The organism is Pseudomonas sp. PP3 (assembly GCF_905336995.1).
In the GTDB taxonomy this organism is placed as follows: domain Bacteria; phylum Pseudomonadota; class Gammaproteobacteria; order Pseudomonadales; family Pseudomonadaceae; genus Aquipseudomonas; species Aquipseudomonas reinekei.
Window position 1 is genome coordinate 4741247 of the sequence record NZ_HG995459.1, and the last position, 23652, is coordinate 4764898.

The 23652-nt window shown below is 57.9% G+C and carries 25 protein-coding genes and 1 tRNA gene; 6 read left to right on the forward strand and 20 right to left on the reverse strand.

The window, feature by feature from the left end; all coding sequences use genetic code 11:
* Nucleotides 1-16: 16 nt before the first annotated feature.
* The gene (locus KHO07_RS21615; protein ID WP_212625490.1) at nt 17-1246 is read right to left on the reverse strand and encodes a hypothetical protein; all 1230 of its coding nucleotides are present in this window, start codon (nt 1244-1246) and stop codon (nt 17-19) included.
* Between the two features lie 37 nt (nt 1247-1283).
* Complete coding sequence (locus KHO07_RS21620) at nt 1284-1733, reverse strand: YcgN family cysteine cluster protein (protein WP_008015986.1); 450 nt, start codon at nt 1731-1733, stop codon at nt 1284-1286.
* 165 nt (nt 1734-1898) lie between these two features.
* Between KHO07_RS21620 and KHO07_RS21625 the strand changes: the two genes are divergently transcribed.
* Nucleotides 1899-2492 carry a nitroreductase family protein gene (locus tag KHO07_RS21625; protein WP_212625491.1) on the forward strand — a complete coding sequence of 198 codons (594 nt, stop codon included), beginning with the start codon at nt 1899-1901 and terminating at the stop codon, nt 2490-2492.
* A gap of 89 nt (nt 2493-2581) precedes the next feature.
* Here the strand turns inward: KHO07_RS21625 and KHO07_RS21630 are convergent, their stop codons facing one another.
* The 4 genes from KHO07_RS21630 to KHO07_RS21645 form a co-directional block, all read right to left on the reverse strand.
* On the reverse strand, nt 2582-3514 hold the full coding sequence (locus KHO07_RS21630; RefSeq protein WP_150732276.1) for a D-2-hydroxyacid dehydrogenase: 933 nt from the start codon (nt 3512-3514) through the stop codon (nt 2582-2584).
* Between the two features lie 120 nt (nt 3515-3634).
* Nucleotides 3635-3928, reverse strand: coding sequence for a YcgL domain-containing protein (locus KHO07_RS21635; RefSeq protein ID WP_053155806.1), 294 nt, complete (start codon nt 3926-3928; stop codon nt 3635-3637).
* A complete protein-coding gene (gene rnd / locus KHO07_RS21640) occupies nt 3925-5058 on the reverse strand; it encodes a ribonuclease D (protein ID WP_150732274.1) in 1134 nt (377 codons plus the stop codon). Before rnd ends, KHO07_RS21635 begins: the two co-directional genes overlap by 4 nt.
* Nucleotides 5059-5234: 176 nt before the next feature.
* Nucleotides 5235-6884: a phosphoethanolamine--lipid A transferase gene (locus KHO07_RS21645; RefSeq protein ID WP_212625492.1), complete on the reverse strand. Its 1650-nt coding sequence runs from the start codon at nt 6882-6884 to the stop codon at nt 5235-5237.
* 319 nt (nt 6885-7203) lie between these two features.
* Between KHO07_RS21645 and KHO07_RS21650 the strand changes: the two genes are divergently transcribed.
* Complete coding sequence (locus tag KHO07_RS21650) at nt 7204-8388, forward strand: cyanate transporter (RefSeq protein WP_212625493.1); 1185 nt, start codon at nt 7204-7206, stop codon at nt 8386-8388.
* Between the two features lie 103 nt (nt 8389-8491).
* The gene (locus tag KHO07_RS21655) at nt 8492-9424 is read left to right on the forward strand and encodes a LysR family transcriptional regulator (protein WP_212625494.1); all 933 of its coding nucleotides are present in this window, start codon (nt 8492-8494) and stop codon (nt 9422-9424) included.
* 3 nt (nt 9425-9427) lie between these two features.
* Here KHO07_RS21655 and KHO07_RS21660 read toward each other — a convergent pair whose 3' ends face one another.
* The 8 genes from KHO07_RS21660 to dapA all read right to left on the reverse strand — a co-directional run bounded on the left by KHO07_RS21660 (nt 9428) and on the right by dapA (nt 15113).
* Nucleotides 9428-9793, reverse strand: a complete 366-nt coding sequence (locus KHO07_RS21660; RefSeq protein ID WP_150732270.1) for a 5-carboxymethyl-2-hydroxymuconate Delta-isomerase — start codon at nt 9791-9793, stop codon at nt 9428-9430.
* Nucleotides 9794-9850: 57 nt separating this feature from the next.
* Nucleotides 9851-10777: a LysR substrate-binding domain-containing protein gene (locus KHO07_RS21665; protein WP_212625495.1), complete on the reverse strand. Its 927-nt coding sequence runs from the start codon at nt 10775-10777 to the stop codon at nt 9851-9853.
* A 146-nt stretch (nt 10778-10923) separates the two neighbouring features.
* A complete protein-coding gene (locus KHO07_RS21670) occupies nt 10924-11115 on the reverse strand; it encodes a DUF1508 domain-containing protein (protein ID WP_150732268.1) in 192 nt (63 codons plus the stop codon).
* Between the two features lie 308 nt (nt 11116-11423).
* A tRNA-Ser gene (locus tag KHO07_RS21675) sits at nt 11424-11513 on the reverse strand.
* An 83-nt stretch (nt 11514-11596) separates the two neighbouring features.
* Nucleotides 11597-12310 (reverse strand): phosphoribosylaminoimidazolesuccinocarboxamide synthase, encoded by a 714-nt coding sequence (gene purC / locus KHO07_RS21680; RefSeq protein ID WP_034150052.1) that lies wholly within the window; start codon nt 12308-12310, stop codon nt 11597-11599.
* 28 nt (nt 12311-12338) lie between these two features.
* A complete protein-coding gene (locus KHO07_RS21685) occupies nt 12339-13097 on the reverse strand; it encodes an MBL fold metallo-hydrolase (protein WP_212625496.1) in 759 nt (252 codons plus the stop codon).
* A 4-nt stretch (nt 13098-13101) separates the two neighbouring features.
* A complete protein-coding gene (gene bamC / locus KHO07_RS21690; RefSeq protein WP_150732257.1) occupies nt 13102-14217 on the reverse strand; it encodes an outer membrane protein assembly factor BamC in 1116 nt (371 codons plus the stop codon).
* Between the two features lie 17 nt (nt 14218-14234).
* The gene (dapA, locus tag KHO07_RS21695; RefSeq protein ID WP_150732256.1) at nt 14235-15113 is read right to left on the reverse strand and encodes a 4-hydroxy-tetrahydrodipicolinate synthase; all 879 of its coding nucleotides are present in this window, start codon (nt 15111-15113) and stop codon (nt 14235-14237) included.
* A 328-nt stretch (nt 15114-15441) separates the two neighbouring features.
* On the opposite strand from dapA, the gene KHO07_RS21700 reads away from it, so the two are divergent.
* Nucleotides 15442-16002 carry a glycine cleavage system protein R gene (locus KHO07_RS21700; RefSeq protein WP_007979776.1) on the forward strand — a complete coding sequence of 187 codons (561 nt, stop codon included), beginning with the start codon at nt 15442-15444 and terminating at the stop codon, nt 16000-16002.
* An 11-nt stretch (nt 16003-16013) separates the two neighbouring features.
* Nucleotides 16014-16487, forward strand: a complete 474-nt coding sequence (locus KHO07_RS21705; protein WP_008034924.1) for a peroxiredoxin — start codon at nt 16014-16016, stop codon at nt 16485-16487.
* Nucleotides 16488-16537: 50 nt separating this feature from the next.
* Here the strand turns inward: KHO07_RS21705 and KHO07_RS21710 are convergent, their stop codons facing one another.
* Nucleotides 16538-17608, reverse strand: a complete 1071-nt coding sequence (locus KHO07_RS21710) for an AI-2E family transporter (RefSeq protein ID WP_212625497.1) — start codon at nt 17606-17608, stop codon at nt 16538-16540.
* Nucleotides 17609-17639: 31 nt separating this feature from the next.
* Complete coding sequence (locus KHO07_RS21715) at nt 17640-17879, reverse strand: sulfurtransferase TusA family protein (protein WP_056856016.1); 240 nt, start codon at nt 17877-17879, stop codon at nt 17640-17642.
* Nucleotides 17880-17977: 98 nt separating this feature from the next.
* Here KHO07_RS21715 and KHO07_RS21720 point away from each other — a divergent pair, with 98 nt between their 5' ends.
* The gene (locus tag KHO07_RS21720; RefSeq protein ID WP_075947491.1) at nt 17978-19411 is read left to right on the forward strand and encodes a M48 family metalloprotease; all 1434 of its coding nucleotides are present in this window, start codon (nt 17978-17980) and stop codon (nt 19409-19411) included.
* A 63-nt stretch (nt 19412-19474) separates the two neighbouring features.
* Here the strand turns inward: KHO07_RS21720 and KHO07_RS21725 are convergent, their stop codons facing one another.
* The 4 genes from KHO07_RS21725 to rpoE form a co-directional block, all read right to left on the reverse strand.
* A complete protein-coding gene (locus KHO07_RS21725) occupies nt 19475-20902 on the reverse strand; it encodes a DegQ family serine endoprotease (protein WP_212625498.1) in 1428 nt (475 codons plus the stop codon).
* A 178-nt stretch (nt 20903-21080) separates the two neighbouring features.
* A complete protein-coding gene (locus KHO07_RS21730) occupies nt 21081-22043 on the reverse strand; it encodes a MucB/RseB C-terminal domain-containing protein (RefSeq protein ID WP_212625499.1) in 963 nt (320 codons plus the stop codon).
* A gap of 8 nt (nt 22044-22051) precedes the next feature.
* Entirely contained in the window at nt 22052-22639 is a 588-nt protein-coding gene (locus KHO07_RS21735; RefSeq protein WP_056856020.1) for an RseA family anti-sigma factor, read from the reverse strand.
* A 31-nt stretch (nt 22640-22670) separates the two neighbouring features.
* Nucleotides 22671-23252 (reverse strand): RNA polymerase sigma factor RpoE, encoded by a 582-nt coding sequence (gene rpoE / locus KHO07_RS21740; protein ID WP_003172477.1) that lies wholly within the window; start codon nt 23250-23252, stop codon nt 22671-22673.
* Nucleotides 23253-23652 lie beyond the last annotated feature (400 nt).

A 23652-nucleotide genomic window follows, 5' to 3' on the forward strand; every position in this document is an offset into this window, starting at 1 on the left:
GCTCGCGATGGCGGTTTCACTGAAGCAACCCGGTATCAAGGACTTTGGATGAGTCGCCAATTACGCTCTCACTGAGCTGCACAAACGCCTTGGTATCGATGCTCTCCAACCGCATCGCCCCGCGCACCACATCATCCAGCGAACGTTTGTTGCGCGTCTTCAGGCGAATCTCGCGGTCCAGCTCCTGCAATAACACCACCGCCCTGGCCACCTGCGCCGGATTAACCTGCTCCCCGCGCAGCGTCGTGACCTTCTGCCCAGACTTGACCAGTTTTCCATGCAGGCTCTCGAACCGCTCATCGCTCATGCCACCGGCGCGGCGCACCAGTTCAATGGCGTAATACTCGGCAAACCCTTCGCTGATCCAGTCACTGCGCTGCGAATCATTGATCCGCCCGAACACCTGAACCAGTTCACGCACCAGCGCGCTGCTACCGCTTTCGCTGACCAATGGCAGGCGACTGTTGAGGTAGATCGACTCACGCGCCGACTGGCTGCCGCGCCACATCGGATCGTTGGCACCGACAATCAACAACTTGGAGGGATGACGAGGGAACACCGCTTGTACTTGCGGCCAGACGAACGTCAGCAGCGTCAGCACATCCATGCGCCGCATGCCCTGGCCTTGCGGCGAAGTCACGGTGACTTCGGTTTCACCGAGCCGGGTGCGGCGGCTGCCAAGGTTGCCTGCGAGCATCCAGCCCGTGGGCCGGTCGAACAGGCGGGAGACGTTGTCGATGCGGAACGTGTTCTTGCCGATCCGCGGCCAGGCCGTCTCGATGCTTTTCCAGCCGCTGGGCAACTCGAACTCAAGTCGGGAAACGAGTTCGATACCGTCCTGCTGATCAAGCCTGGCAGCCGGCACCAGATCGTCACCGCGCATCAACGCCCAACCCGGCGTCATGCGTGTGTCAAAACTGCCGCTTTTGCGGCCTTGGCTGATACGCACTCGGTAGGTCAGGCTGGCCTTGTCCGCCGCCGGTTGCCAGATGCCGCGGGCCTGCTTGCCCGGTGTGAGCTGCCATTGGCCGTCGGCCCTGAAATCGCTGTAGCGGCTGCCGTCGCCGAGGGCAAAATCCAGACTGCGAACCGCCGAGCCCTGGGCCAGGGTCAGGCGTACTTCCGCCTGATCACTTTGCGGCAGCAGGCGCACGTGGTAATCCAGATCGACCTTCTTCGCTGCCCACACCGGTGAGCTCAAGATCCACATTCCAACGATCAGCGCCCGCCGCCATCCCACAGCCATACTCACTCCTTGATAAAACCGTCGACTCGCGGGGCGCTTAACCCGCGCGGAAAATCAGGTGATCTTCCCAATCATCTTCCGGCACGCTGCCTTCGGCGAGCATACGTCCGGACTGGGAAATACGCTCGTGGTGCACCGCGTCGCGATCACCACAGACCAGGTGATGCCAGAGTGGCAGATCCTTGCCTTCACTGACCAGGCGATAACCGCAGGTAGGTGGCAGCCACTTGAACTCGTCAGCCTTGCCCGGCGTCAGCTGGATGCAATCGGGTACCGAGTCGCGACGGTTCGGGTAATCGGTGCACTGACAGGTTTTCAAGTCCAGCAGTTTGCAGGCGATGCGCGTGTAATAGACGCTGTTGTCGTCCTCGTCTTCAAGCTTTTGCAGGCAGCACAGCCCACAGCCGTCGCACAGCGATTCCCATTCCTCTTGATCGAGTTGATCGAGGGTCTTGCGTATCCAGAACGGTTCTACTTTGGCGGCCATGGTTCGAGCGTCAACATCAGGTGGTGAAAAGGCCGCCAGTCTAGTGCCCGCAGCCCCGCGGGCCAAGCATTGGCGACTGTCGGTAGAACGCGCTTGTCAGTTATTGCGCCGCCAAGTAGGGTTTTGCGTCGCCTATCACTTTCAGACGTAGCAAGGAATCTCTTGATGAGTGCAAACCCACGCGTTGCCGAATACGCCATTCACCCTCAGTTCACCGATCGCTGGTCGCCCCGCGCCTTTACCGGCGAAGCCATCCCTGAAGAAACCCTGCTGAGCTTCTTCGAAGCCGCCCGCTGGGCACCATCGGCGTACAACTCGCAGCCTTGGCGCTTTCTTTACGCGCGCCGCGACACGCCAAACTGGCAGCGCTACCTGGGCCTGTTGAACGAGTTCAACCGTAGCTGGGCGCAACACGCCTCGGCATTGGTGATCGTGATCTCCAAGACCACTTTCGCCGTACCGGGTGCGACCGAAGAAACCCCGGCGCTGTGGCACACCTTCGACACCGGTTCGGCCTGGGGCCACCTGGCGCTGCAAGCGAGCCTCAGCGGCTGGCACACCCACGGCATGGCCGGCTTCGATCAGGAACTGACCCGCAAGGAGCTGAACATTCCTGAAGGCTACGCCCTGCACGCGGCTGTCGCGGTAGGCAAGCTGGGTGACAAGGCCACACTGGCGGAGTACCTGCAGGCCCGCGAAGAGCCGAGTCCGCGTCGTCCGTTGAGCGAGTTGGCGGCTGAAGGCGACTTCACCCTTTAAAAGCAAAAGATCGCAGCCTGCGGCAGCGCCTTCTGGTGTAAATAACCTGAAGGAGCTGCCGCAGGCTGCGATCTTTTTTCAGTCCTGACTCAATACCCGCGATTGAAATCCACTTCCCCGCGCAACGCCTCACCCGCCTGATACGCCCGCAGGTTCTCGACAAACAGTTTGACCATCAACGACGGCGACGTCGGTGCCGAACTGTGGCCCGTCAACAACAAGCCCCAGGCAGTCCAGAACGGATGGCGCTGCGGCAGAGGTTCCTGACGGCAGACGTCAATCACCGCCCCCGCAAGATGCCCTTCTTTCAAGGCTTCCACCAAATCAGCATCGACCACCGCCACGCCACGTCCGACGTTGATGAACAAGCCAGTCGGCTTGAACTGCTTGAACAGAGCGGCATCGTAGATATCGTGGGTGTTCGGAGTATTTGGCAGCAGATTGATCACGTAATCCACCTCGCCGACCAGGCGTGGCAAATCCGCCATCGCGCCGACTTCGATAAAAGGCGCCTGCTCCCGGGCACTGCTGGCAATGCCGTACAGTTCAACGCCAAACGGCACGAGGAACTGCGCAACGGTCTGACCGATGTCACCGGTGCCGACGATCAGCACCTTGCGACCCGCCAGGCTCTGGCAAGGGCGACTGTCCCACTTGCGTTCAACCTGGCTGACCAACCGCGCCAGCACTTCGCGCTCATGCCCCAGCATGTAGGTGAGCACGTACTCGGCCATGACCTGACCAAAAATCCCCACTGCGCGGGTCAGGCGATAGTGCCGTGGCAGGCCGTCGACCAGCAGCGGCGTAATGCCTGCCCATGTCGATTGCAGCCATTGCGGCTGGTGTCCCTGTCGCAGCAACGTCGCCAGCAAATCGGGCTGGCCGAGCCAGATCGGGCAATCGGCTGCCTGACGGGCCAGTTCGGCGGAGTCACCACTGGTCAGTACTTCCAGATCAGGCGCGGCCTCCCGCAACAATTGGGCGTACACCGGGTGGTCGTGTTCAGCAATCAGAACGCGCATGCATCAAACCTTTCGAAAACAGTGCAGACGGTCGCCGACAGAGCTTCGCTCCGTCCTCACGACCATCGCCAAAATCATTCCAGTGTTTCATCAAGACTCTGAACAGAGCCTGTCTACCGATTACATAGGGTCGTTGCGTCGCAACAACTCTTCCGGCAAGTGTTCGATGTACTCGTCCTCGGCGGGCGGCATTTGCAGGTGATAACCCTGCTTGTCGAGGTTTTCCAGCACCACCGTGATGTCCTCGCGCGACAGCTTGCGCTCCGGGCTCAACACCAGGTCGAAGGCGTGGATGGCTTTGCCGAATGCCGCCATCAGCGTTTCAGGTACGCGCTCCAAGGCATCGCTCTTGAGCACATAGAGGTACATTTCATTGCGTTTGGTGCTGCGGTAGATGGAGCAAATACGTTTCAAGGCTGTTCTCCGGCGGTGGCCAGGCTGTCGAGCAGCGCCTGGCCCATCAATTCGCGGCGCCAGCCACGCAGCGAATCAGGCAATTGGTAAGGACCATTGGGGAAGCCGCTTTTGAGCAGCGCTTCCAGGGTTTTCTTGCGCAGCATCAGTTCCGGCGCAATGTTCAGACGCTCCGCCTCGGCCTGGCCGATGGCTTTCATTTGTTTGAGCAGTGCGGCGGCGTCCACGGGCAACGGCTCCGGCACGGCTGGCGGCCATTGATCTGGCGACACACTGCCAGAGCGCTTGATCAGATCAAGCAGAAACTCGCCGTCCTGACGCACGGTACGCGGATGCATGTCTTCGATTTTCGCCAGCGCGCCAAGGTTGTCCGGTTGCGTGCGCGCCAGTGGCCACAGCGAATGCTCGCGGACGATGCGATTACGCGGCAAATCACGGGCACGGGCCTCTTTTTCACGCCAGGCGCAGAGTTCACGCAGCACCGCGAGCTGAGCGCGGGAGAGCTTCCAGGCCAGTTTGGCATCGCGATAGACCTCGTACGGGTCGATCTCGCGGCGCAGGTTGGCCACCAGTTCGGCGCCGTCTTCCAGGACCCAGGCATATTTGTCGTCGGAAAGTTTCGGACGCAGCTGTACGAAAACTTCCGCTAGATGCACGGCATCTTCGGCGGCGTAGCTGATCTGGGTCTCGGAAAGCGGGCGTTGCAGCCAGTCGGAACGGGTCTCGCCCTTGGGCAGATCAATGCCGAGCACTTCCTGCACCAGACGCGAGTAACCCATCGAGAAACCAAGGTTCAGGTAAGCGGCGGCCAGCTGCGTATCGAACAGCGGCGCCGGCAGGCTGCCGGTCAGGCGCAGCAAGACTTCTAGGTCTTCACTGCAGGCATGCAGGACTTTGACCACGGCTGTGTTTTCCAGCAACGCGGCCAGGGGCTGCCAGTTGTCGATGGTCAGTGGATCAATCAGGTAAGCGCGTTCGCCATCGCCGATCTGCAGCAGACCTGCGATCGGATAAAAGGTGTCGACCCGCATGAATTCGGTGTCGAGAGCAACGAATGGCAACTTTTGCCACTCGGCGCAAAATTGACCGAGGCTATCGTTGTCGCGAATCCAGTGAATATCGATGGCCACACGGCTCTCCCTTGAAGAATGGCCCGCAGTATATATCGCCCCCGGCGATTTCCGCGCATCCACTGAACAAGAGCTTTAGCGAAAACACCCGACGCTCACTGAGAATAGCCCGCAAGTCCCCACTCAAGCGGCCTTACAGGGCATGTAAGCAAACTCGACTAAAGGAGATGCGGCCCTCATTTTTCGGCCAACACGCCATCGATCACCGCTGAGCGGCATCCGGCAAACATATCCAGATCCTGGTTGTAGACCTTGCTGTTGACCTCCAGCAACCCCAGCATCGAGTGGAACAGGTTGTCCTGGCTCAGGGGTTTTTCACGGCTCAGTTGCAGGCAATGAGTGTCTACGGAGAACGACTTTTGATAACTGTCGGAGAACCAGGCCAGCATCGCCACGCGCTTCTGTTGTTCCGGCGCCAGCATGTACGGTGTGCCGTGGAGGTACAGGTTGTACTCGCCCAGGGATTCGCCATGGTCCGACAGGTAAAGCATCGCGGTATCGACCTTGTCCTGATTGCTGCGCAATAAATCAATCAGGGTCGACAGCACATGGTCGGTGTAGACCAGGGTGTTGTCGTAGCCGTTGACGATACTTTCGCGGCTGCAATTGTTCAGCGCGTTGCTTTCACACACCGGGGTAAAGCGTTCGTATGCTTTCGGGTAACGCTTGAAATACTCCGGACCGTGACTGCCCATTTGGTGCAGCACCAATACCGTGTCTTTATCCAGGTTATCGATGAAGTGCTGCAGACCTTGCAGCAGAATCTCGTCGCGGCATTCACTGTTGGCGCACAGCACCGGGTCTTTCAGCTTGCTGACATCATCGAGCGTGACCCGATCACAAGTGCCTTTGCAGCCGGACTGGTTGTCGCGCCAGATCACGTCGAGACCGGCACGCTTGAGCACATCCAACAGGCCCTCTTCGTTCTTCGCCTTGCTGGCGCTGTAATCCTTGCGGCCCATGTTGGAAAACATGCACGGCACCGATACAGCGGTTTCAGTGCCACATGAGTGCACATCGGTAAACGCGATCAGGCCGGCTTCTTTATTCAGCATTGGGGTCGTGTCGCGGTCATAACCGAGGATGCCGAAGTTTTCGGCCCGGGCACTTTCACCCACCACCAATACCGTCAGGGATTTTCGACCGTGGGTTTGCCAGGCCGGATTGCGCTGCGCGTCTTCACCTACAGCGATAAAAGGTTGCCGGGCCGACGCGACTTGTTCACGTAAATAACCAAACGAAGCACCAATGTAGTTGCTTGGCACCACCATCAGACGTAACTCGTGGTGATTACGAAACAGTGACGACAAGCCTTGATAGTTCATCAGTGCAACGCTACCGATTACCGCCGCCGACGCAAAACATACCAACACTTTACTCAATAGCTCACGATGCCAGCGGCGATAATTAACTGGGGTCTTCCACAACAACCACGAAGGTAAAATTCCGAGCAACACGATATAAACAAACAACTTCAATGACAGTAAGTCACGAACTTCCGTGGCGTTGGTTTCGGCGAAATTGCGCAACATTCCGGCATCGATCAATACGCCATACTGGCTCATGAAATACGCGACACCCGCGCTGACCATGAACAACAGCGTCAAGAACGGCTTCATCACTGGCCTGAACGCCAGCAGGGTCAGCACAATATTGAAGGCCGCGAAGATCATCGCCCCGAATGCCAGACGCATGAGGATGCCCGCAGCGTCAGTCGCGGTGATTTCAAACAGATGTTTCCATAGAACCAGGTTAAAGCCGGTTATTAGAAAAGCGCTGGCAATCAGTGTCACCCACTCGGGGCGAACGGCTTTAATCTTCAACATGATGATTGGCTGTTCCTGAAAAGAAGTGCCTGCTGTAAATGTGAAAATTTCATTTACTGTGACAACACTAATTCTGGGTAGCGGACCATCAATTTTTTGTGAAAAAGAAGCCAACGATTAGTTGGCCTGCCCTCGCAGAATCAAATTTCCATTTTATTTGAGAATGGTTCAGCTCTGGTTCAGTGATTGTTCAATGCAACCCACGAGTTTTGGGGCGTCGCAACAGTATTTGATTTCCAGATACCTCTACCGACTTTCTGATTTGCCGCCCTGAGAGCACGAGCGCCTAATCGGCTCCTTGCCCCCCCAAGGTCCGATGATGGAAACCGTTCGCACAAACACTCGCCCCGCCTACCTGTTGATGCTCAGCATCGTTCTCGTCGCCCTGAATCTGCGCCCATCAATGGCTGCCGTCGGACCATTGCTATCGGCCATTCGCCTCGACATCCCGCTGAGTTTCAGCCTGGCATCATTGCTAACCATGCTGCCGGTGATGGCGATGGGATTGGCGATGTTCTTCGGATTTGCAATCAGCCAGCGCCTTGGCGAACACCGCACGGTGGTGCTTTCGCTGCTGATTGTGGGGATTGCCACGCTATCGCGGTTGTTCCTCGATTCGGCGGCAGAGCTGATCCTCAGCGCGGTGCTGGCAGGAGTCGGTATCGCACTGATCCAGGCATTGATGCCGGCGCTGATCAAGTCCCGTTTCACCAACAACGTTGCCCTGTGCATGGGCCTCTATGTCACCTCGATCATGGCCGGCGCCGCCATTGCTGCCTCTTTCGCGCCAGTGGTAACGGCCCGCACCGGCAGTTGGCGAATGGGCCTGGCGATCTGGGCTGCACTGGCGGTGATCGCGTTGCTGTTGTGGTGCATCCAGCGTGCAGTGATGTCGGCTCAGCCTGCAAAGCCTTCAGCGAACGAAAGCTTCTTTAACAATTCCCGCGCCTGGTTACTCGCCATCTTCTTTGGCCTGGGCACGGCGTCCTACACCTGCGTCCTGGCCTGGCTGGCCCCGTATTACGTGGAAAAAGGCTGGAGCGAACAGAACGCCGGATTGCTGCTGGGTTTTCTGACCGCCATGGAAGTGATATCGGGCTTGCTGACACCGGCCATTGCCAATCGCAGCCGCGATCGGCGCTGGGTATTGGGGGCATTGCTGGTGCTGATCATGGCCGGTTTTTGCGGGCTGATACTCTGCCCGAATCAGCTAAGCCTGCTGTGGCCGACTCTGCTGGGGCTGGGGATTGGCGGCCTGTTTCCAATGAGCCTGATCGTGGCACTGGATCATCTTGATGAGCCACGCCGTGCAGGAAGCCTTACCGCTTTCGTGCAAGGCATCGGTTACCTGATCGCCGGCCTCTCGCCACTGATTGCCGGATTGATCCGTGATCAGCTCGGCAGCTTCGAATGGGCCTGGTGGTCACTGACGGGTGTCATGCTGCTGATGCTGCTGATGGTCTTGCGCTTCGATCCCCAGCACTACGCCCGACATATTCACTGAGCGCTGAGTGCCCAGTGACTTTCTCCGGCACTCTCCATTCCGTTAGGATCTTTCACACAAGATTGTGCATGATCAGCGCAATGGGTACCGCGGGACGGAATGGATGCTGAACAGCAATTTACTTAGAAAACTGGATATGCAGGACCTCATGGTGTTTGTCGCCGTGTATGAACAAAACAGTGTCACCGGTGTGTCCGAGACGCTGAGCGTCAGCCAGTCCACCGTAAGTTACTGCCTGAAAAAGCTGCGTACCGGCTTCGAGGACGAACTCTTCATCAACACCCGCGCCGGCATGCGCCCCACGCTCAAAGCCGGCACCATGTACCCCCATATGCTGAATATCCTCGAAAGCATCAACCTGTGTCACACCGCAGCCTCCACCTTCGATCCGACCTTGCAGCCGGCGACCTTCAACATTTGCGCACCCGAATACTTCGAGCAATTGGTCCTGCCGCGCTTGTTGAAGAGCTTTGCTTTTGACCGGTTGCCGGTCATGGTCAATATGCACAAACTGGAAACAGACATCCCGGCTGACGCATTGCGTGACGGCAGCCTTGACCTGGTGATAGGTTTCGGGCCGAACTTCCATCGAAGCCACGGCGACCTCAACGCGCAAACGCTGCTGGAAGAGGATCTCGTCTGCGTCTTCGATAAACGCGCCACCCCGCCGGAGCCGCGCTTGAGCCTGCAAAGCTTCATTGAGCGCCAGCATGTGTTCCCGACACCGTGGACATCCAGCACCAATATGATCGACGGCTGGCTGGCCAAGCAGGCCCGGCAACGGAAGGTTATTGCCCGGGCCAACAGCTACAGCGCGGCACTGAAGACAATCACCGGCACAGACTTTCTCCTGACCCTGCCCCGACGCATCCAGCGGTTGCTGGCCAACGAGGCCGTGTTCAATCACTGTGAAGCACCCATTGGTCTGCCAGGTTTCAGCCTCGACATGCAGTGGAGTCAAAATGTCGATCAGGACAGCGCCAATACCTGGTTGCGCGAGCAGGTGCTCAAGGCTTGTGTCGAGCCGGAAAGCTGAAACTCAGACGCCGATGACAGCCTTGGCGTAAGGCTCACGATCGATATCGAGGATTTCCACGCACAACTGGACTTCAACGCCTGCCGGCCATTCACACAACTCCTTCACCACCGTCAGCAGGCTTTCCGACAATTGCTGCTTGATCTGCGGCGAGCGACCGCTCAACACCGCCAGTTTCACATGCACGAAGCCCCGCTCTGCCATCGCCGTCCCGACCTTGAACGTTTCGACTTTCACCGCGCGGCTCTTGATGTCGAACTCGGCACCGAACTGCCCGGAACCCACCAACGTATTGTTCAGCCGCATCAACGCTACATCGGCGTTCAGATCAGTCAGGTTCGCGGTGTATTCCAAGTGCAGATGAGGCATGGGGTAACTCCTGTAGGTGGGTGGAAAGTTCGTACATATAACACGGCGCTGCCCGAGTCATTGCGGTAATGACATCAAATTGCGCTCACCCATGAACGCTTCAATTCGTGAGCGCAACCAGCGCTCCGCAGGATCGCTGTCGGCATGGCTGAGCCAAACCATCGACAACTCAAGGGTCGGAGTATTGAAGGGAAATGGTTCTTTGAACAGATGACCGGAAGCCGCCATGGCTTCGGCGGTGTAGTCAGGCAGGCTGGCAATCAGATCTGTCCCTGCAAGCAAAGCCGGCAACGAACTGTACTGCGGCACCGAGAGCACCACCTGACGCGAACGACCAATCTGCGCCAACCACTCATCAGCGAAACCACTGACGTTGGCGATGTGGGACACCAGCACATGCGGGCGCGAGCAATACTCATCGAGGGTCAACGGCGTATCGGACGCATCGGCCCGCAGCACACTGGGGTAGATGTGCCGCAGCAACTTGCGCTTGGCATTGGCCGGTAGCCCACGTGTCTGACTGATACCGACCGTTATATCGCCAGACGCCAGCAAATCGGGAATCCGCCAGTAATCGACGTTCTGCACCACGAATACCACTTTCGGCGCTTCTTGGCGCAGCGCGCGCAGCAGTGGCGGCAGCAGCCCGTACTCGACATCGTCCGACATGCCGATACGAAAAGTCATGGTGCTGTTGCTCGGGTCGAAATCGTGGGTCAGGCTCAATGCCACCGACAACGAGTCCAGTGCCGGCGACAAGTAGCGAAAGATCTCTTCGGCCCGTGCGGTCGGTTCCATGCGATGGCCGACGCGAATGAACAACGGATCGTCGAACATCGTACGCAAACGGTTGAGCGCCGAGCTGATGGTCGGCTGACCGAGAAACAGCTTGTTCGCCACCTTCGTGACATTGCGCTCAAGCATCAATGCTTCAAACACCACCATCAGGTTGATGTCGGCCTTGCGTAGTTCGTTGCGATTCATCCATTGCCCCGCGCCCAAAAACTGTCGACAGTTTAGGGAGATGTCCCAATCGGCGTCTATGCAACACGAGCGAATAGCCGCAACACTCTGCAAATTAACTGACCGACCGGGACAAAGTGGCTGACTGATCGGCTTCGCCGACTGACTTAGATCTCCTTGACCGGAGTCACGTCGCACGTGCCCTTGATCAAACTGATCGCATGCACGCAATCGGCCTTGTTGACGTACGCCTCGCCGCTGGCAATCGTTTCATGATTCCCCGCCCGCAAACGCCACCTCCACTGGCCTTTCCCAGTCAGGATCGAGCCGCGGGTTTGCCTGTAAATCTCAAAATACATTGTTCGCTCCTTGCGATGACTGATTACAACAGGTCGCTGACCCGTGAATGCCAGAGTAGATGAGGTTTTTCGGCAGCGAAGCGTCGGGGTGTCAGAGAATATTTCGGGAGAAAACCTTGGACCGCGGGGGCGACCAATGGATTAAGGGGTCGGTAAATTCAGCGACAGGGGTAGGTAATTTTTCTTGAAAATCGGCATATTTTTCTTACATCGAAATGCTGCTATGTCCGACACTCATCCATCGAGAGAAAAACCGCACAAACAAAAAAGCCCCGTAACTTTTCAGCTACGGGGCTTTTTCTATGTAATGGCGGAGAGATAGGGATTCGAACCCTAGGTACCGGTGAAGGTACAACGGATTTCGAATCCGTCCCATTCGGCCACTCTGGCATCTCTCCAACGGCGCGCATCATAACAACACTTTTGCCGGAAGCGAACCCCCTGAGCGAAATATTTCTGTGCTATCAGATGCTTGCGTCGGTTAAAGCGGTACGCCCAGACGATTGGCGACTTCTTCGTAGGCTTCGATGACGTCACCGAGGCCCTGACGGAAGCGGTCCTTGTCCATTTTCTTCTTGGTGGCCTTGTCCCACAGACGGCAGCCATCAGGGCTGAATTCGTCGCCCAGGACGATGGAGCCGTCGTGGAATACGCCGAACTCCAGTTTGAAGTCGACCAGCAGCAGGCCGGCGTCGTCAAACAGCTTGCTCAGGACTTCGTTGACCTTGAGCGACAGTTCTTTCATGCGAACCAGTTGCTCGGCGGTGCCCCAACCGAAAGCCACGACGTGGGATTCATTGATGAACGGGTCGCCCTTGGCGTCGTCCTTGAGGAACAGTTCGAAGGTGTATGGGTTGAGCTTCATGCCCTCTTCAACACCCAGACGCTTGACCAGGCTGCCGGCGGCGTAGTTACGCACGACGCATTCAACCGGGATCATGTCCAGCTTCTTCACCAGGCACTCATTGTCGCCCAGCAACTTGTCGAACTGTGTCGGTACGCCGGCAGCTTCGAGTTTCTGCATGATGAAGGCGTTGAACTTGTTGTTCACCATGCCTTTGCGGTCGAGCTGCTCGATGCGCTTGCCGTCGAACGCCGAAGTGTCGTTGCGAAACAGCAGGATCAAACGGTTAGCGTCGTCGGTCTTGTAAACCGACTTGGCTTTGCCGCGGTAGAGTTCTTCACGTTTTTCCATGATGGGCTCCGCTTGCTAAGTAGATGGGCTAGGCGATGTGTCGCCAGTCGAGCCCTGAATCTTGATCGGCCAATTGCAGCCAGTCCGGGTCGCACCCGAGGGTGTCGACAAAACATTGCCGGGCCAGCTGCGGCAGGTTGTTCTTGCTGCTCAGATGGGCCAGGACCAGATGTTGCAGGCCTTGCCAGCCCAACTCGGACACCAGGAATGCCGCCTGGTGGTTGTTCAAATGTCCCAATTCACCGCCTACCCGCTGCTTGAGAAAATAAGGGTAGTGACCGCGAGCCAGCATGTCACGGCAATGGTTGGCCTCGATCATCAATGCATCGAGGTCCCGATAGCCGTCCAGCACCCTGTCGCAATACGAGCCCAGGTCGGTCAACAGGCCGAAACGCCGCTCACCATCACTGAACACATATTGCGTCGGTTCTTGAGCATCGTGGGCCACGGCAATGACACCAATGCTCAAGTCACCGATTTGCAGTTGCTCGCCGCCGGCCAGAAGGCCTGCGGGTTCAATCGGTTTGCGCATCCCGCGCAGGGTCCCGCGACTGAGGTAGACAGGCAGATTGTAGCGCCGAGACAGCAAACCCACGCCATGCACGTGGTCGGCATGTTCGTGGGTCACGAGTATCGCGCTCAGCTGCGCAGGGTTCACACCCAGGCGCAGCAGGCGTTTTTCGGTTTCCCGCAGGGAGAAACCACAATCCACCAGCACGTACGTATCAGCGCTGGCTATCAGCGTGCCGTTCCCTTGGCTACCGCTGCCGAGAACGGCAAAACGCATGTGATCAGCCCAGATTGTCCTGAATCACGCTCAACACTTTACGCGCCACGTCAGCAGGCGCCACGGTGTTGATGTTCTTCTCGACGGTGACCTGAACGTTTTCACCCACCTTGCTCAGGCGAACCTGATAACGCTCGGCACGGGCTTCAACTTCTTCCTTGTTCGGCGCGCTGCCGAACAGGCTGCTGAAGAAACCTGGCTTGTCGTCTTTCTTCTCGGCTTTTTCGGCCACGTTGATGTAGTACAGGCCCAGGCTGCGGTTGATGTCTTCAACGCGCCATTCGCCCTGTTCCAGCGCACGACCGACGCTCGACCAGGCACGATCCAGATCGGTACCGACGTTCAGCACAGGGTTGCCGCTGCCATCTTCGCTCAGGCTGACACGGCTAGGTGCGTCGAAATCACGGGAAGCCAGCATGGAAACCGAACCGCCCTTCTCGGAGATACGGCTCATGCTCGCGAGCATGTCGTCGACCAGTGCTGCGTCCAGACCTGTATTGACCGAACGGTTGGTGAAGGCGACATCGGCAGTGCTGCCGGCAGGACGCTCGGCGCTGACCACGTAGACTTCACTGGTGTTGCGCTGCACGCCCGGCTCGATGCGGACCCGGACGCGGGTTTCGCTGTCGGTGCTCACACCGGCCGCGCTCAGGCGCTTGGCCATGGCTGCGGACAGCTCGTCGGAATGCTGCCAGGTGGTGGTGAACTCGCCGGTTTGCGGGCGCTGTTCATCCAGGCGGTAACCGTTGTCCTGGAAGAACTGCACGGCCACAGGCCAGACTTCGGCCGGAGGGTTCTGCGCCAGGATCGAGCGAGTATCGCCACTCTTTTGCAGGGAGTAGGCGCTGGCATCGGCAGCGGCCGACAACGGCTGCGGACGAGGTACAACGTACTCGCCCTTGGCGGTGTCATCAGCGACGTTACGCGGGATCGGCAACAGCGGATCCAGACGCTTGGCGGTGCTGATGTCGGGTGGCAGTTGCATCGGTGCAGTCTGTTGCGCTTCCAGGTAATCACTACCACGGTCACGGAAATAACCTTCCGGGCCCCAGATCCATCCGCAGCCACTGGTGCTGGAGATAATCAAGGCAAGTGCGGAAAGTCCGGCCATTCGCTTCATGCGTTGTACTTCCTCAATTAAACCAGGACGCTGCACTGGCGCAGGGCCGTGCGAAGCGTTTCATGACAAGGTGCGCTCAGCCAGGTCAGCGGCAGGCGAATGCCTTCTTGCATCAAGCCCATTTCAACCAAAGCCCACTTCACCGGAATCGGGTTGGCTTCGATGAACAGGTCTTTGTGCAGGGGCATCAGTTTTTCGTTGATTGCACGGGCGGTCGCGGCGTCGCCCTTGAGAGCGGCTTCGCACAGGTCGGCCATTTCGCGCGGTGCGACGTTGGCGGTGACCGAGATGTTGCCCTTACCACCCAGCAGGATCAGTTCGACGGCAGTCGGATCATCGCCGGACAGCACGATGAAGTCCTTGCTCACACCGTCGATGATGGCTTTGGCGCGTTTCAGGTCGCCGGTCGCTTCCTTGATGCCGATGATGTTCGGCACTGTGGACAGACGGATAACGGTCTCGGCCTGCATGTCGCAGGAGGTGCGGCCAGGAACGTTATAGAGAATCTGAGGGATGTCGACGGCTTCGGCAATGTGCTTGAAGTGCTGGTACAGGCCTTCCTGGGTCGGCTTGTTGTAATACGGCACGACCAGCAGGCAGGCGTCGGCGCCGGCCTCTTTGGCGTTACGGGTCAGTTCGACAGCTTCGCGAGTCGAGTTGGCGCCGGTACCGGCAATCACCGGGATACGCCCGGCAACCTGTTTGACCACGGCTTTGATGACGGCGATGTGTTCTTCTACATCAAGGGTTGCCGACTCGCCGGTCGTTCCGACCGCGACAATGGCATGGGTACCGTTCTTGAGATGGAAGTCCACGAGTTTGCTGAGGCTGTCCCAGTCAAGACGCCCTTGTGCATCCATGGGAGTGACCAGTGCCACCATACTGCCCGCAATCATGAAACCGCTCCTGCCGGAAAAAGAGAGCCGTAATGGTACTGGCGCCAAGATGCTTGTACAAGCGAAGTACTGCGCTGCCGCCATTCCCCTTGGCGTCGCTTTTCGCTACCCTTCAGACTTTGATCGTTACTGACAAGCTCGTACACCGGGTTTAAGCCTCCAATTTCGGCATCATAAGCCCCACCCCAGCGTTGCTACCCCCCGCTCCTGCCATACTGGAGCACGTTGCAACCTGCGCCCGGGGCTTTCTGAATTCGCATTCGCAGGCTCACTCCCGGCAGAACCAGCCAATAGAAGTACCGACCGCTCATCGCTTTAGGAATGCTGCATGTCCACCCCCACAGTTCGCGAACAATTCCTTGTCATCAGTGCCCTCGGCGCCAACCCCATGGAGCTGACTAACGTCCTGTGCCGAGCCAGCCATGAAAACCGCTGCGCCGTCGTCACCTCCCGCCTGACCCGTCATGGCGAGTGCAGTGCGTTGGTCCTGGAAATCTCCGGCAGCTGGGACGCCCTGGCGCGCCTGGAAGGCAGCCTGCCGGTGCTGGCCAAGCGTCATGCGTTTACCGTTAACGTGGTGCGCAGCGCGGCACTGGAGAATCGTCCCCAGGCCCTGCCTTACGTGGCTTATGTCAGCTCGGCTTACCGTTCGGACATCATCAATGAACTGTGCCAGTTCTTCATGGACCACAACGTCGAGCTGGAAAACCTGACCTGCGACACCTATCAGGCCCCACAGACCGGCGGCACCATGCTCAATGCCACGTTTACCGTGACGTTGCCGGCCGGCGTGCAAATCAGCTGGCTGCGCGATCAGTTCCTCGACTTCGCCGACGCGCTGAACCTGGACGCCCTGATCGAACCGTGGCGCCCACAGAACCCAATGTAAGGAAGCTATTCATGGCCGTTGCTATCGACCAACCGGTTGCCGACTTCGAAGCACCCGCCACCAGCGGGCAAACCGTCAGCCTGGCGAGCCTCAAAGGCAAGCAAGTGGTGATCTACTTCTATCCGAAGGACAGCACACCGGGTTGCACAACCCAAGGGCAGGGCTTTCGCGATCAACTGGACGCGTTCAAAGCTGCCAACACCGAAGTGTTCGGCGTGTCCCGCGACAGCCTGAAGTCCCACGAGAACTTCAAGGCCAAGCAGGCGTTCACGTTCGAGCTGATCAGCGACAAGGAAGAAGCGCTTTGCCAGCTGTTCGACGTGATCAAGCTGAAGAAGCTCTATGGCAAGGAATACATGGGCGTGGATCGCAGCACGTTCCTGATCGACAAGAATGGCGTCTTGCGCCAGGAATGGCGCGGCGTGAAAGTGCCGGGGCATGTTGATGCGGTATTGGCTGCGGCTCAGGCGCTGAACAAGGCCTGATCATCAAAAAAAATCGCAGCCCTGAGCTGCGATTTTTTTATCAACATTCTTTAAAGCAGCGGAGCCACCACTGGCTCCTTGCGCGGCCACGCATCCAGCACAGCCTTGAACAGCGTTGCCAGGGGAATCGCAAAGAACACTCCCCAGAACCCCCACAGCCCGCCAAACAGCAGCACTGCACAGATGATCGCCACTGGATGCAGGTTGACCGCTTCGGAAAACAGCAGCGGCACCAGCACGTTGCCATCCAGCGTCTGAATGATTCCGTACACCGCCATCAAATAGATGAACTGATCACTCCAGCCCCACTGAAACAGCGCAATCAGAAACACTGGCACAGTCACCACAACCGCGCCGACATACGGCACCACCACCGAAATCCCCACCAGCAATGCCAGCAGTGCCGCGTAGTTGAGTTCCAGGACGACGAAGGCGATGTAGGTCACACCGCCGCAAATGAATATCTCGATGACCTTGCCGCGAATGTAGTTGGCGATTTGCCGGTTCATGTCATGGGCGACCCGGGTAATCAAAGCCCGTTCGCGCGGCAAGTAGCCACGCACCCACTGGCCGATCATGGCCCGGTCCTTGAGGAAGAAGAACACCAGGATCGGCACCAGGACCAGGTAGATCATGATGTTGACCAACAGCGGCAGACTCGACAGCGAGAATGTCAGTGCCCACTGACCAAATTTGCCGATCTCGCCCCGCGCCACTTCGATGGCCCGCAGCACCTGCTCGTCGGACACCAGATGCGGATAGCGCTCGGGCAGCAGCAACAACAGCGATTGCCACTTGGCGAGCATCCCCGGCAACTCATTGAACAGCGTGATCAGTTGGTGCCACAGCAGCGGCACGACCACCACGATGAATACCAGCAGCAACCCCATGAATAAGGCGAAAACCAGCCCCACCGCCACCCAGCCCGGCACGCGCATTCGTTCAAGCGCCAACACCAGCCCTTGCATCAGGTACGCCAGCACCATCCCCGCCAGTACCGGCGCCAGCATGCCACCCAGCGTGAGGACCGCGGTGAACGCCAGAAACAGCAGCACCGCCAGCACCACCGCTTCTTCATCGGAGAAATAGCGCTGAATCCAGTCGCGTAACACTTTGAACATCAATAATCCTTAAGAACAAATGCCGCAGGTTTCAGGCTTTTTTCAACCAGTAGCGGTAAACGCCTGCTTCGTCTTCTTCACGAAGCAGCGTATGACCGGCCAATCGGGCAAAGGTGCGAAAGTCGCGCTGCGAACCCGCATCGGTGGCAATGACCTTGAGTATCGCGCCACTGGCCATCCGATTGAGTTCCATCTTGGCCTTGAGCAACGGCAGCGGACAATTCAGGCCACTGGCGTCCAGCTCAACGTCATGGGCTACAGCATCGATCATTGCATCACTCCGGGTCACATAGTCGAGTTGCCTAGAATATCTGGTCGCAAGGCTGGTGTCCGGCTACAGTAAGGTCTTTGTCGACTAAGGCTTTGTGCATGACTTTTTTGCGCCCTACCCTGCTGACGCTCGCTTGCCTGCTCGCCTCACCGGGCTTCGCCGACGACCTGCCGTCACTCGGCGACGCCAGTTCTGCCATTGTCTCGCCGCAGCAGGAATATCAGTTGGGTCGCGCCTGGCTCGCGCTGTTGCGCAGCCAGGTGTCACAACTCAACGATCCGCAACTCAAGGACTACGTCGAATCCAGCGTTTATCGCCTGGTGGAAACCAGCCAGGTCAATGACCGGCGTCTTGAGTTCATCCTGATCAACAGCCCGCAACTCAACGCATTCGCAGCGCCGGGTGGCATTGTCGGGGTCAATGGCGGCCTGTTCCTTAACGCCCAGACCGAAGGCGAGTATGCCTCGGTGCTGGCCCACGAATTGGCTCACTTGTCGCAACGCCACTTTGCTCGTGGCGTAGAAGCCCAACAGCGTATGCAAGTGCCGATGATGGCCGCGCTGCTGGCCGGGATCGTGATTGCGGCGGCCGGTGCCGGTGATGCCGGGATCGCGGCCATTGCCGGCACGCAGGCGGCGGCGATTCAGGAACAACGACGCTTCTCTCGTCAGAACGAACAGGAAGCCGACCGTATCGGCATTCTCAACCTGGAAAAGGCCGGATACGACCCGCGCTCGATGCCCACCATGTTTGAGCGTCTGGGGCGTCAGTACCGTTTTGATGCCAAGCCACCCGAATTCCTGCTGACTCACCCAGTCACCGAATCGCGGATCGCCGACACCCGCAACCGCGCCGAACAGGCTCCACAAGGGGGAATCGAAGACACCGTGCGCTATCAACTGATTCGCGCACGCGTGCAATTGATTTATGAGGAAACTCCGGGCCTGGGCGCCAAGCGCTTCCGCGCCCAGCTGGATGAAAACCCGAAAAGCGATGTCGCTCGCTACGGGCTGGCCATTGCCCAGGTCAAGGGTGGCCAACTGAACGAGGCACGGGAGAATCTCAAGCTGCTGCTGGCCAAGGCGCCCAACGAGATTATCTACAACCTCGCCCAGATTGATCTGGACATCACCAACAACCGTCTGCCGGATGCGCAGACCCGCGTTGACCGGATGCTGACTCAATACCCCGGCAACTATCCGCTGAACCAGGTGCGTGTCGATCTGCTGCTGAAACAGAACCGCGCCGCGGACGCTGAGAAAGCACTGGAAGGTTTGCTCAAGTCGCGCCCGGACGATCCGGACGTGTGGTATCAGGTGGCAGAAACTCGCGGCTTGTCAGGCAACATCATTGGCCTGCATCAGGCTCGCGCCGAGTACTTCGCACTGGTCGGCGACTACCGCCAGGCCATCCAGCAACTGGACTTCGCCAAGCGCAAGGCCGGCTCCAACTTCCCACTGTCGTCACGCATCGATGCCCGCCAGCGAGAGCTGATGGAGCAGGAGCGCATGATCAAGGACATGATGGGATAGTTTGTTTCAGACATAAAAAAACCGCCTCTTTCGAGGCGGTTTTTTATTCAACCTGCAACTGGATTATTCAGCCAGTTTAAAGGTGATGAAGCTGGCGCGACCCTGACGCAATACGCGCATCGATACCGAACGATTCTTCGGCAGCGCCTTGGCGATGTCGGTGAATTGCTTGGCGGACTCGATAGCCTGGTTGTTCAGGTGTGTAATGACGTCACCTGGTTGCAGGCCAATCATCGAAGCAGGACCGTCCTGCACTTCCTTGATCACCACACCACCCTTGAGGTCGTAGGTTTTCTTCTGCTCGGCGGTCAACTCGGCAACCGAAACGCCCATGCGATTGCTGCTGGTTTCTGCGCCTGTCTTCGGCAATGCATCGAGCTCTTTGTCTTCGTCAGGAATGGAACCGACGGTCAGCTCGACGTTCTTGCGCTTGCCCTCGCGGATGACTTCCAGATTAGCCTTGGCACCGGCTTTCAGTGCACCCACCAGATGCGGCAAATCGGCGGACATGACAATCGGTTGACCGTTCATGCTCAGGATCACGTCGCCGACTTGCAGGCCGCCCTTGGCAGCCGGGCCGTCATCCTGGATCTGGGCAACCAGCGCACCAGCTGGCTTGTCCAGACCGAACGACTCGGCCAGATCCTTGTTCACTTCCTGGATCACGACACCCAACCAGCCACGGCTGACTTTGCCGCCGCTTTTGAGCTGATTGGAAACGTCCATGGCCACATCGATGGGAATCGCGAACGACACGCCCATGAAGCCGCCGGAACGGGTGTAGATCTGCGAGTTGATGCCAACCACTTCTCCGTTCAGGTTGAACAGCGGACCACCGGAGTTACCCGGGTTGATTGGCACGTCGGTCTGGATGAACGGTACGTAGTTTTCGTTGGGCAGGCTGCGACCGACGGCACTGACGATGCCTTGGGTCACGGTATGGTCAAAGCCGAACGGCGAACCGATTGCCACGACCCATTGGCCGGCCTTCAAGTCCTGGGATTTGCCGAGTTTCAGAACCGGCAGGTCCTTGCCTTCGATTTTCAGCAGCGCCACGTCGGAACGTGGATCGGTGCCGACCAGCTTGGCTTTCATTTCACTGCGATCGGCAAGACGCACGAGAATTTCGTCGGCATCAGCGATGACGTGATTGTTGGTCAGGATGTAGCCGTCAGGCGAGATGATGAAACCCGAACCCAGGGATTGGGCTTCACGCTGACGATCGCCGCGAGGCGAACGCGGTTGTGGCGGCATGCCGCGCTCGAAGAACTCGCGCAGCATGGGCGGCAGGCCTTCAAGATCAGGCATTTGCTGGTTCACTTTGCGATCCGGCAGCTTCTGCGTGGTACTGATGTTCACGACCGCGGGCGATGCCTGCTCAACCAGTTGCGTGAAGTCAGGCAATTCGACTGCTTGCGCAGCGACCGACTGACCGAGCACCAGCACAGTGGCAAAGATGGATAGATAAGTCTTCAAGCGTAGTATCGACATACGGCTCCCGTTACGACGAGCATGGTTAAGCGATATGGATCAAGGAACACCGGAAAAGATACGCCGGTATTTTTGTTCCGGGAACAACAAACAAGGCCAGAGCCGAGGGGCTCTGACCTATAAAAAACTTTGGAGGTATTTGCAAACTGAAATGCTCACGAAACATTTCGATTTCAGCTCACTGCTTGGAGGTTGCAGTGACGCCGGGGCGCATGGACAAGGCTATCCGTTCAGCAGTGCCGACCGGAATTTCACCCACCACCGTCACCATCATTTCACCTTGCGGGGTCGTCAATCGCCGGGATACAGCCACCGTTGGCCCGAGCTGAGTGCGGGTATCGGTGACGGCAGCGCCGTTCAAAGGCTCAAGGAAAACAGAAAAACGCGCCAGGCCATCGTCATACATCTGGCTGTTGACCTGGATTTTGGTCTCGGGGTCTTTGCGTGACGTGCTGCTGGTCAGCTCGAATCCTGGTGGCAACCAGTCTGAATGCCAGACCTGCGCAGCCTTGACTGCCGAAGCCTTGTCACTGTCGAGGTTGACTGCCTTGCAATCGCTGCCCGGCTGCAGATCGCTCTCGGGCGGAACATCAGCGGTGTCCAGTTGCGTGAACTGGAAACGCTCCAGCAGTCGCCCTTTGTCATCGAGCAACAATGACTTGAGTGGCAGGCCGGTTTCCTTGTCCAGATGCAGCTCGAACCCGTAACGGTGCTGGTCGCGAGAAGTCAGTGACACGATGACCGCCGAACGCCCGGCCACACGCGACTTGCCGATGACAGCAAGGTCATACCAGTTCTTGAGCTTTTGTGGATCGAGTGCACGAGCGGCGGAATTTGGAGAATCCCCAAGCCCTGCAATCAGGGTGCCGCTGACGCATTGTGTATGGCCATCAACGCGCACAACCTCCTGAGCGGATCCGTCGAGCTGGAGCAAACGCTCGCGGACCTTGCCATCCTGGACGCGGTGCCAGATGTTATGGGTAGAAAAACTACCGTTACGCTCGTAGACGAAGGTACCGTGAAAGCTTTGCTGTTGCTCGGCCTTACCAAGACGGGTCAACCAGTCTTGGGCTTCATCGGCGTGGGCTGGGACAACAAACCAGCCACTGAGCAGAAGCGAAAGTAGAGGTATGGCGCGCATGATCCTCCTTAGCGGTTTTCCAGGCTTGCTGCGCGAGCGTAAGGCAGCGCGCTCTCAGTGCCTTTCAATGCAGCCTGTTGAGCATGTTGACGCAAGTAGCTCGGCAGACGTTGATCGTGCCAGCCTGGCTGACCTTGCAATACGCCGTTGGCCATAGGGCCAGTGGCTTCCGAGCTCTCATTGTAGCCTGCCAAAACGGCCGGGCCCTTCACTTGAGGAGCGGCCAGATTCTGTTGGCTGGACTGCTGAGCCAGTTCTACACCGGCGATCTCGTCCTGGTTGTACAGGCGAACACCCGCCAATACAGCAACCGTTACCGAAGCAGCGACTGCCAGACGACCCAGGCTGCGCCATGGACCACGGGTGGCTTTTGCCGGTACGGCTTCGTCAGCCAAGGCTGCGGAAACGGCCGCGGCGATGTCCAGACGTGGAAGCAGCAGATCCTTGTGCATCGCTGCCCGAGCGATCTGATAACGAGCCCATGTTTCACGGGTTTCAACATCGTCACAGGCACTGAGTACCCGACGCAATTCCAATTCGTCCGCTTCGTTATCCATCACTGCGGACAGCGATTCCTGCAGGGCTTCACGACTCATGGCGTTCCTCTCTTGGCTGTCGCCGCTGTCTTTAGTTTTCCTGCAACAACGGCTGCAGGGCTTTATCGATGGCCTCCCGAGCGCGGAAAATCCGGGAGCGCACGGTGCCCACCGGACATTGCATGACGCTCGCAATGTCCTCGTAACTCAGACCGTCGAATTCACGTAAAGTTAAAGCCGTACGCAAATCTTCCGGTAGTTGCTGAATGGTTCGATGGACGGTGCCTTCGATCTCATCCCGCAGCAAAGCCCGTTCTGGCGACTCGAGATCCTTGAGGCCATGATCGCCATCGTAGAACTCTGCATCCTCGGAACTGACATCGCTATCCGGCGGCCGGCGGCCGCGTGAAACCAGATAGTTTTTCGCCGTGTTAATGGCGATGCGGTAAAGCCACGTATAAAACGCGCTGTCTCCGCGAAAATTTCCAAGTGCACGGTAAGCCTTGATAAAGGCTTCTTGTGCCACATCCTGGGCTTCATGGGTGTCGTGCACAAAACGCACGATCAACCCGAGAATTTTGTGCTGGTATTTCAGCACTAGCAGATCGAACGCGCGCTTGTCGCCGCGTTGAACGCGTTCGACCAGCTGCTGATCCTCTTCCTGGGTTAGCATGAACACTCCTCGATAAGCTCGGAGGAGGCTTGCATAACTAAACGACCGGACTTGCAAACATAGACTCGGGCTTTTCGCAAAAGTTCTCCCCCTCCAGGCAAGTTTCCTGCGGGCTCTGATTCGGCACGCACGAAAAACGCAGCGCGAGATTCCCCGGCTGCGCGAATAATCTTGTTATCGGTTTCGCCGACAAGGATCCAAAGCAGATCCCGCGCTGAAGCCGACACTGTCCCTTGAATCAGGCAACCGTCTATTGATCTTGGGCCTTTGGCAAAAGTTCCAAATATTTATAGCTGCATGAAACCGACATTGTGCAACCACGCAGCGAAAAAGACTGTTAAATCCACGATACAGTTCACTTATCGCCGAATCGATCAAAAAAACATCCGACGAAGCGTCA

What these genes read in the sequence shown, in the direction of transcription:
- KHO07_RS21615 (WP_212625490.1), bottom strand. Translation starts at nt 1,246, where the DNA reads ATGGCTGTGGGATGGCGGCGGGCGCTGATCGTTGGAATGTGGATCTTG.
- KHO07_RS21620 (WP_008015986.1), bottom strand. Translation starts at nt 1,733, where the DNA reads ATGGCCGCCAAAGTAGAACCGTTCTGGATACGCAAGACCCTCGATCAA.
- KHO07_RS21625 (WP_212625491.1), top strand. Translation starts at nt 1,899, where the DNA reads ATGAGTGCAAACCCACGCGTTGCCGAATACGCCATTCACCCTCAGTTC.
- KHO07_RS21630 (WP_150732276.1), bottom strand. Translation starts at nt 3,514, where the DNA reads ATGCGCGTTCTGATTGCTGAACACGACCACCCGGTGTACGCCCAATTG.
- KHO07_RS21645 (WP_212625492.1), bottom strand. Translation starts at nt 6,884, where the DNA reads ATGTTGAAGATTAAAGCCGTTCGCCCCGAGTGGGTGACACTGATTGCC.
- KHO07_RS21650 (WP_212625493.1), top strand. Translation starts at nt 7,204, where the DNA reads ATGGAAACCGTTCGCACAAACACTCGCCCCGCCTACCTGTTGATGCTC.
- KHO07_RS21655 (WP_212625494.1), top strand. Translation starts at nt 8,492, where the DNA reads ATGCTGAACAGCAATTTACTTAGAAAACTGGATATGCAGGACCTCATG.
- KHO07_RS21660 (WP_150732270.1), bottom strand. Translation starts at nt 9,793, where the DNA reads ATGCCTCATCTGCACTTGGAATACACCGCGAACCTGACTGATCTGAAC.
- KHO07_RS21665 (WP_212625495.1), bottom strand. Translation starts at nt 10,777, where the DNA reads ATGAATCGCAACGAACTACGCAAGGCCGACATCAACCTGATGGTGGTG.
- KHO07_RS21670 (WP_150732268.1), bottom strand. Translation starts at nt 11,115, where the DNA reads ATGTATTTTGAGATTTACAGGCAAACCCGCGGCTCGATCCTGACTGGG.
- purC (WP_034150052.1), bottom strand. Translation starts at nt 12,310, where the DNA reads ATGGAAAAACGTGAAGAACTCTACCGCGGCAAAGCCAAGTCGGTTTAC.
- KHO07_RS21685 (WP_212625496.1), bottom strand. Translation starts at nt 13,097, where the DNA reads ATGCGTTTTGCCGTTCTCGGCAGCGGTAGCCAAGGGAACGGCACGCTG.
- bamC (WP_150732257.1), bottom strand. Translation starts at nt 14,217, where the DNA reads ATGAAGCGAATGGCCGGACTTTCCGCACTTGCCTTGATTATCTCCAGC.
- dapA (WP_150732256.1), bottom strand. Translation starts at nt 15,113, where the DNA reads ATGATTGCGGGCAGTATGGTGGCACTGGTCACTCCCATGGATGCACAA.
- KHO07_RS21700 (WP_007979776.1), top strand. Translation starts at nt 15,442, where the DNA reads ATGTCCACCCCCACAGTTCGCGAACAATTCCTTGTCATCAGTGCCCTC.
- KHO07_RS21705 (WP_008034924.1), top strand. Translation starts at nt 16,014, where the DNA reads ATGGCCGTTGCTATCGACCAACCGGTTGCCGACTTCGAAGCACCCGCC.
- KHO07_RS21710 (WP_212625497.1), bottom strand. Translation starts at nt 17,608, where the DNA reads ATGTTCAAAGTGTTACGCGACTGGATTCAGCGCTATTTCTCCGATGAA.
- KHO07_RS21715 (WP_056856016.1), bottom strand. Translation starts at nt 17,879, where the DNA reads ATGATCGATGCTGTAGCCCATGACGTTGAGCTGGACGCCAGTGGCCTG.
- KHO07_RS21720 (WP_075947491.1), top strand. Translation starts at nt 17,978, where the DNA reads ATGACTTTTTTGCGCCCTACCCTGCTGACGCTCGCTTGCCTGCTCGCC.
- KHO07_RS21725 (WP_212625498.1), bottom strand. Translation starts at nt 20,902, where the DNA reads ATGTCGATACTACGCTTGAAGACTTATCTATCCATCTTTGCCACTGTG.
- KHO07_RS21730 (WP_212625499.1), bottom strand. Translation starts at nt 22,043, where the DNA reads ATGCGCGCCATACCTCTACTTTCGCTTCTGCTCAGTGGCTGGTTTGTT.
- KHO07_RS21735 (WP_056856020.1), bottom strand. Translation starts at nt 22,639, where the DNA reads ATGAGTCGTGAAGCCCTGCAGGAATCGCTGTCCGCAGTGATGGATAAC.
- rpoE (WP_003172477.1), bottom strand. Translation starts at nt 23,252, where the DNA reads ATGCTAACCCAGGAAGAGGATCAGCAGCTGGTCGAACGCGTTCAACGC.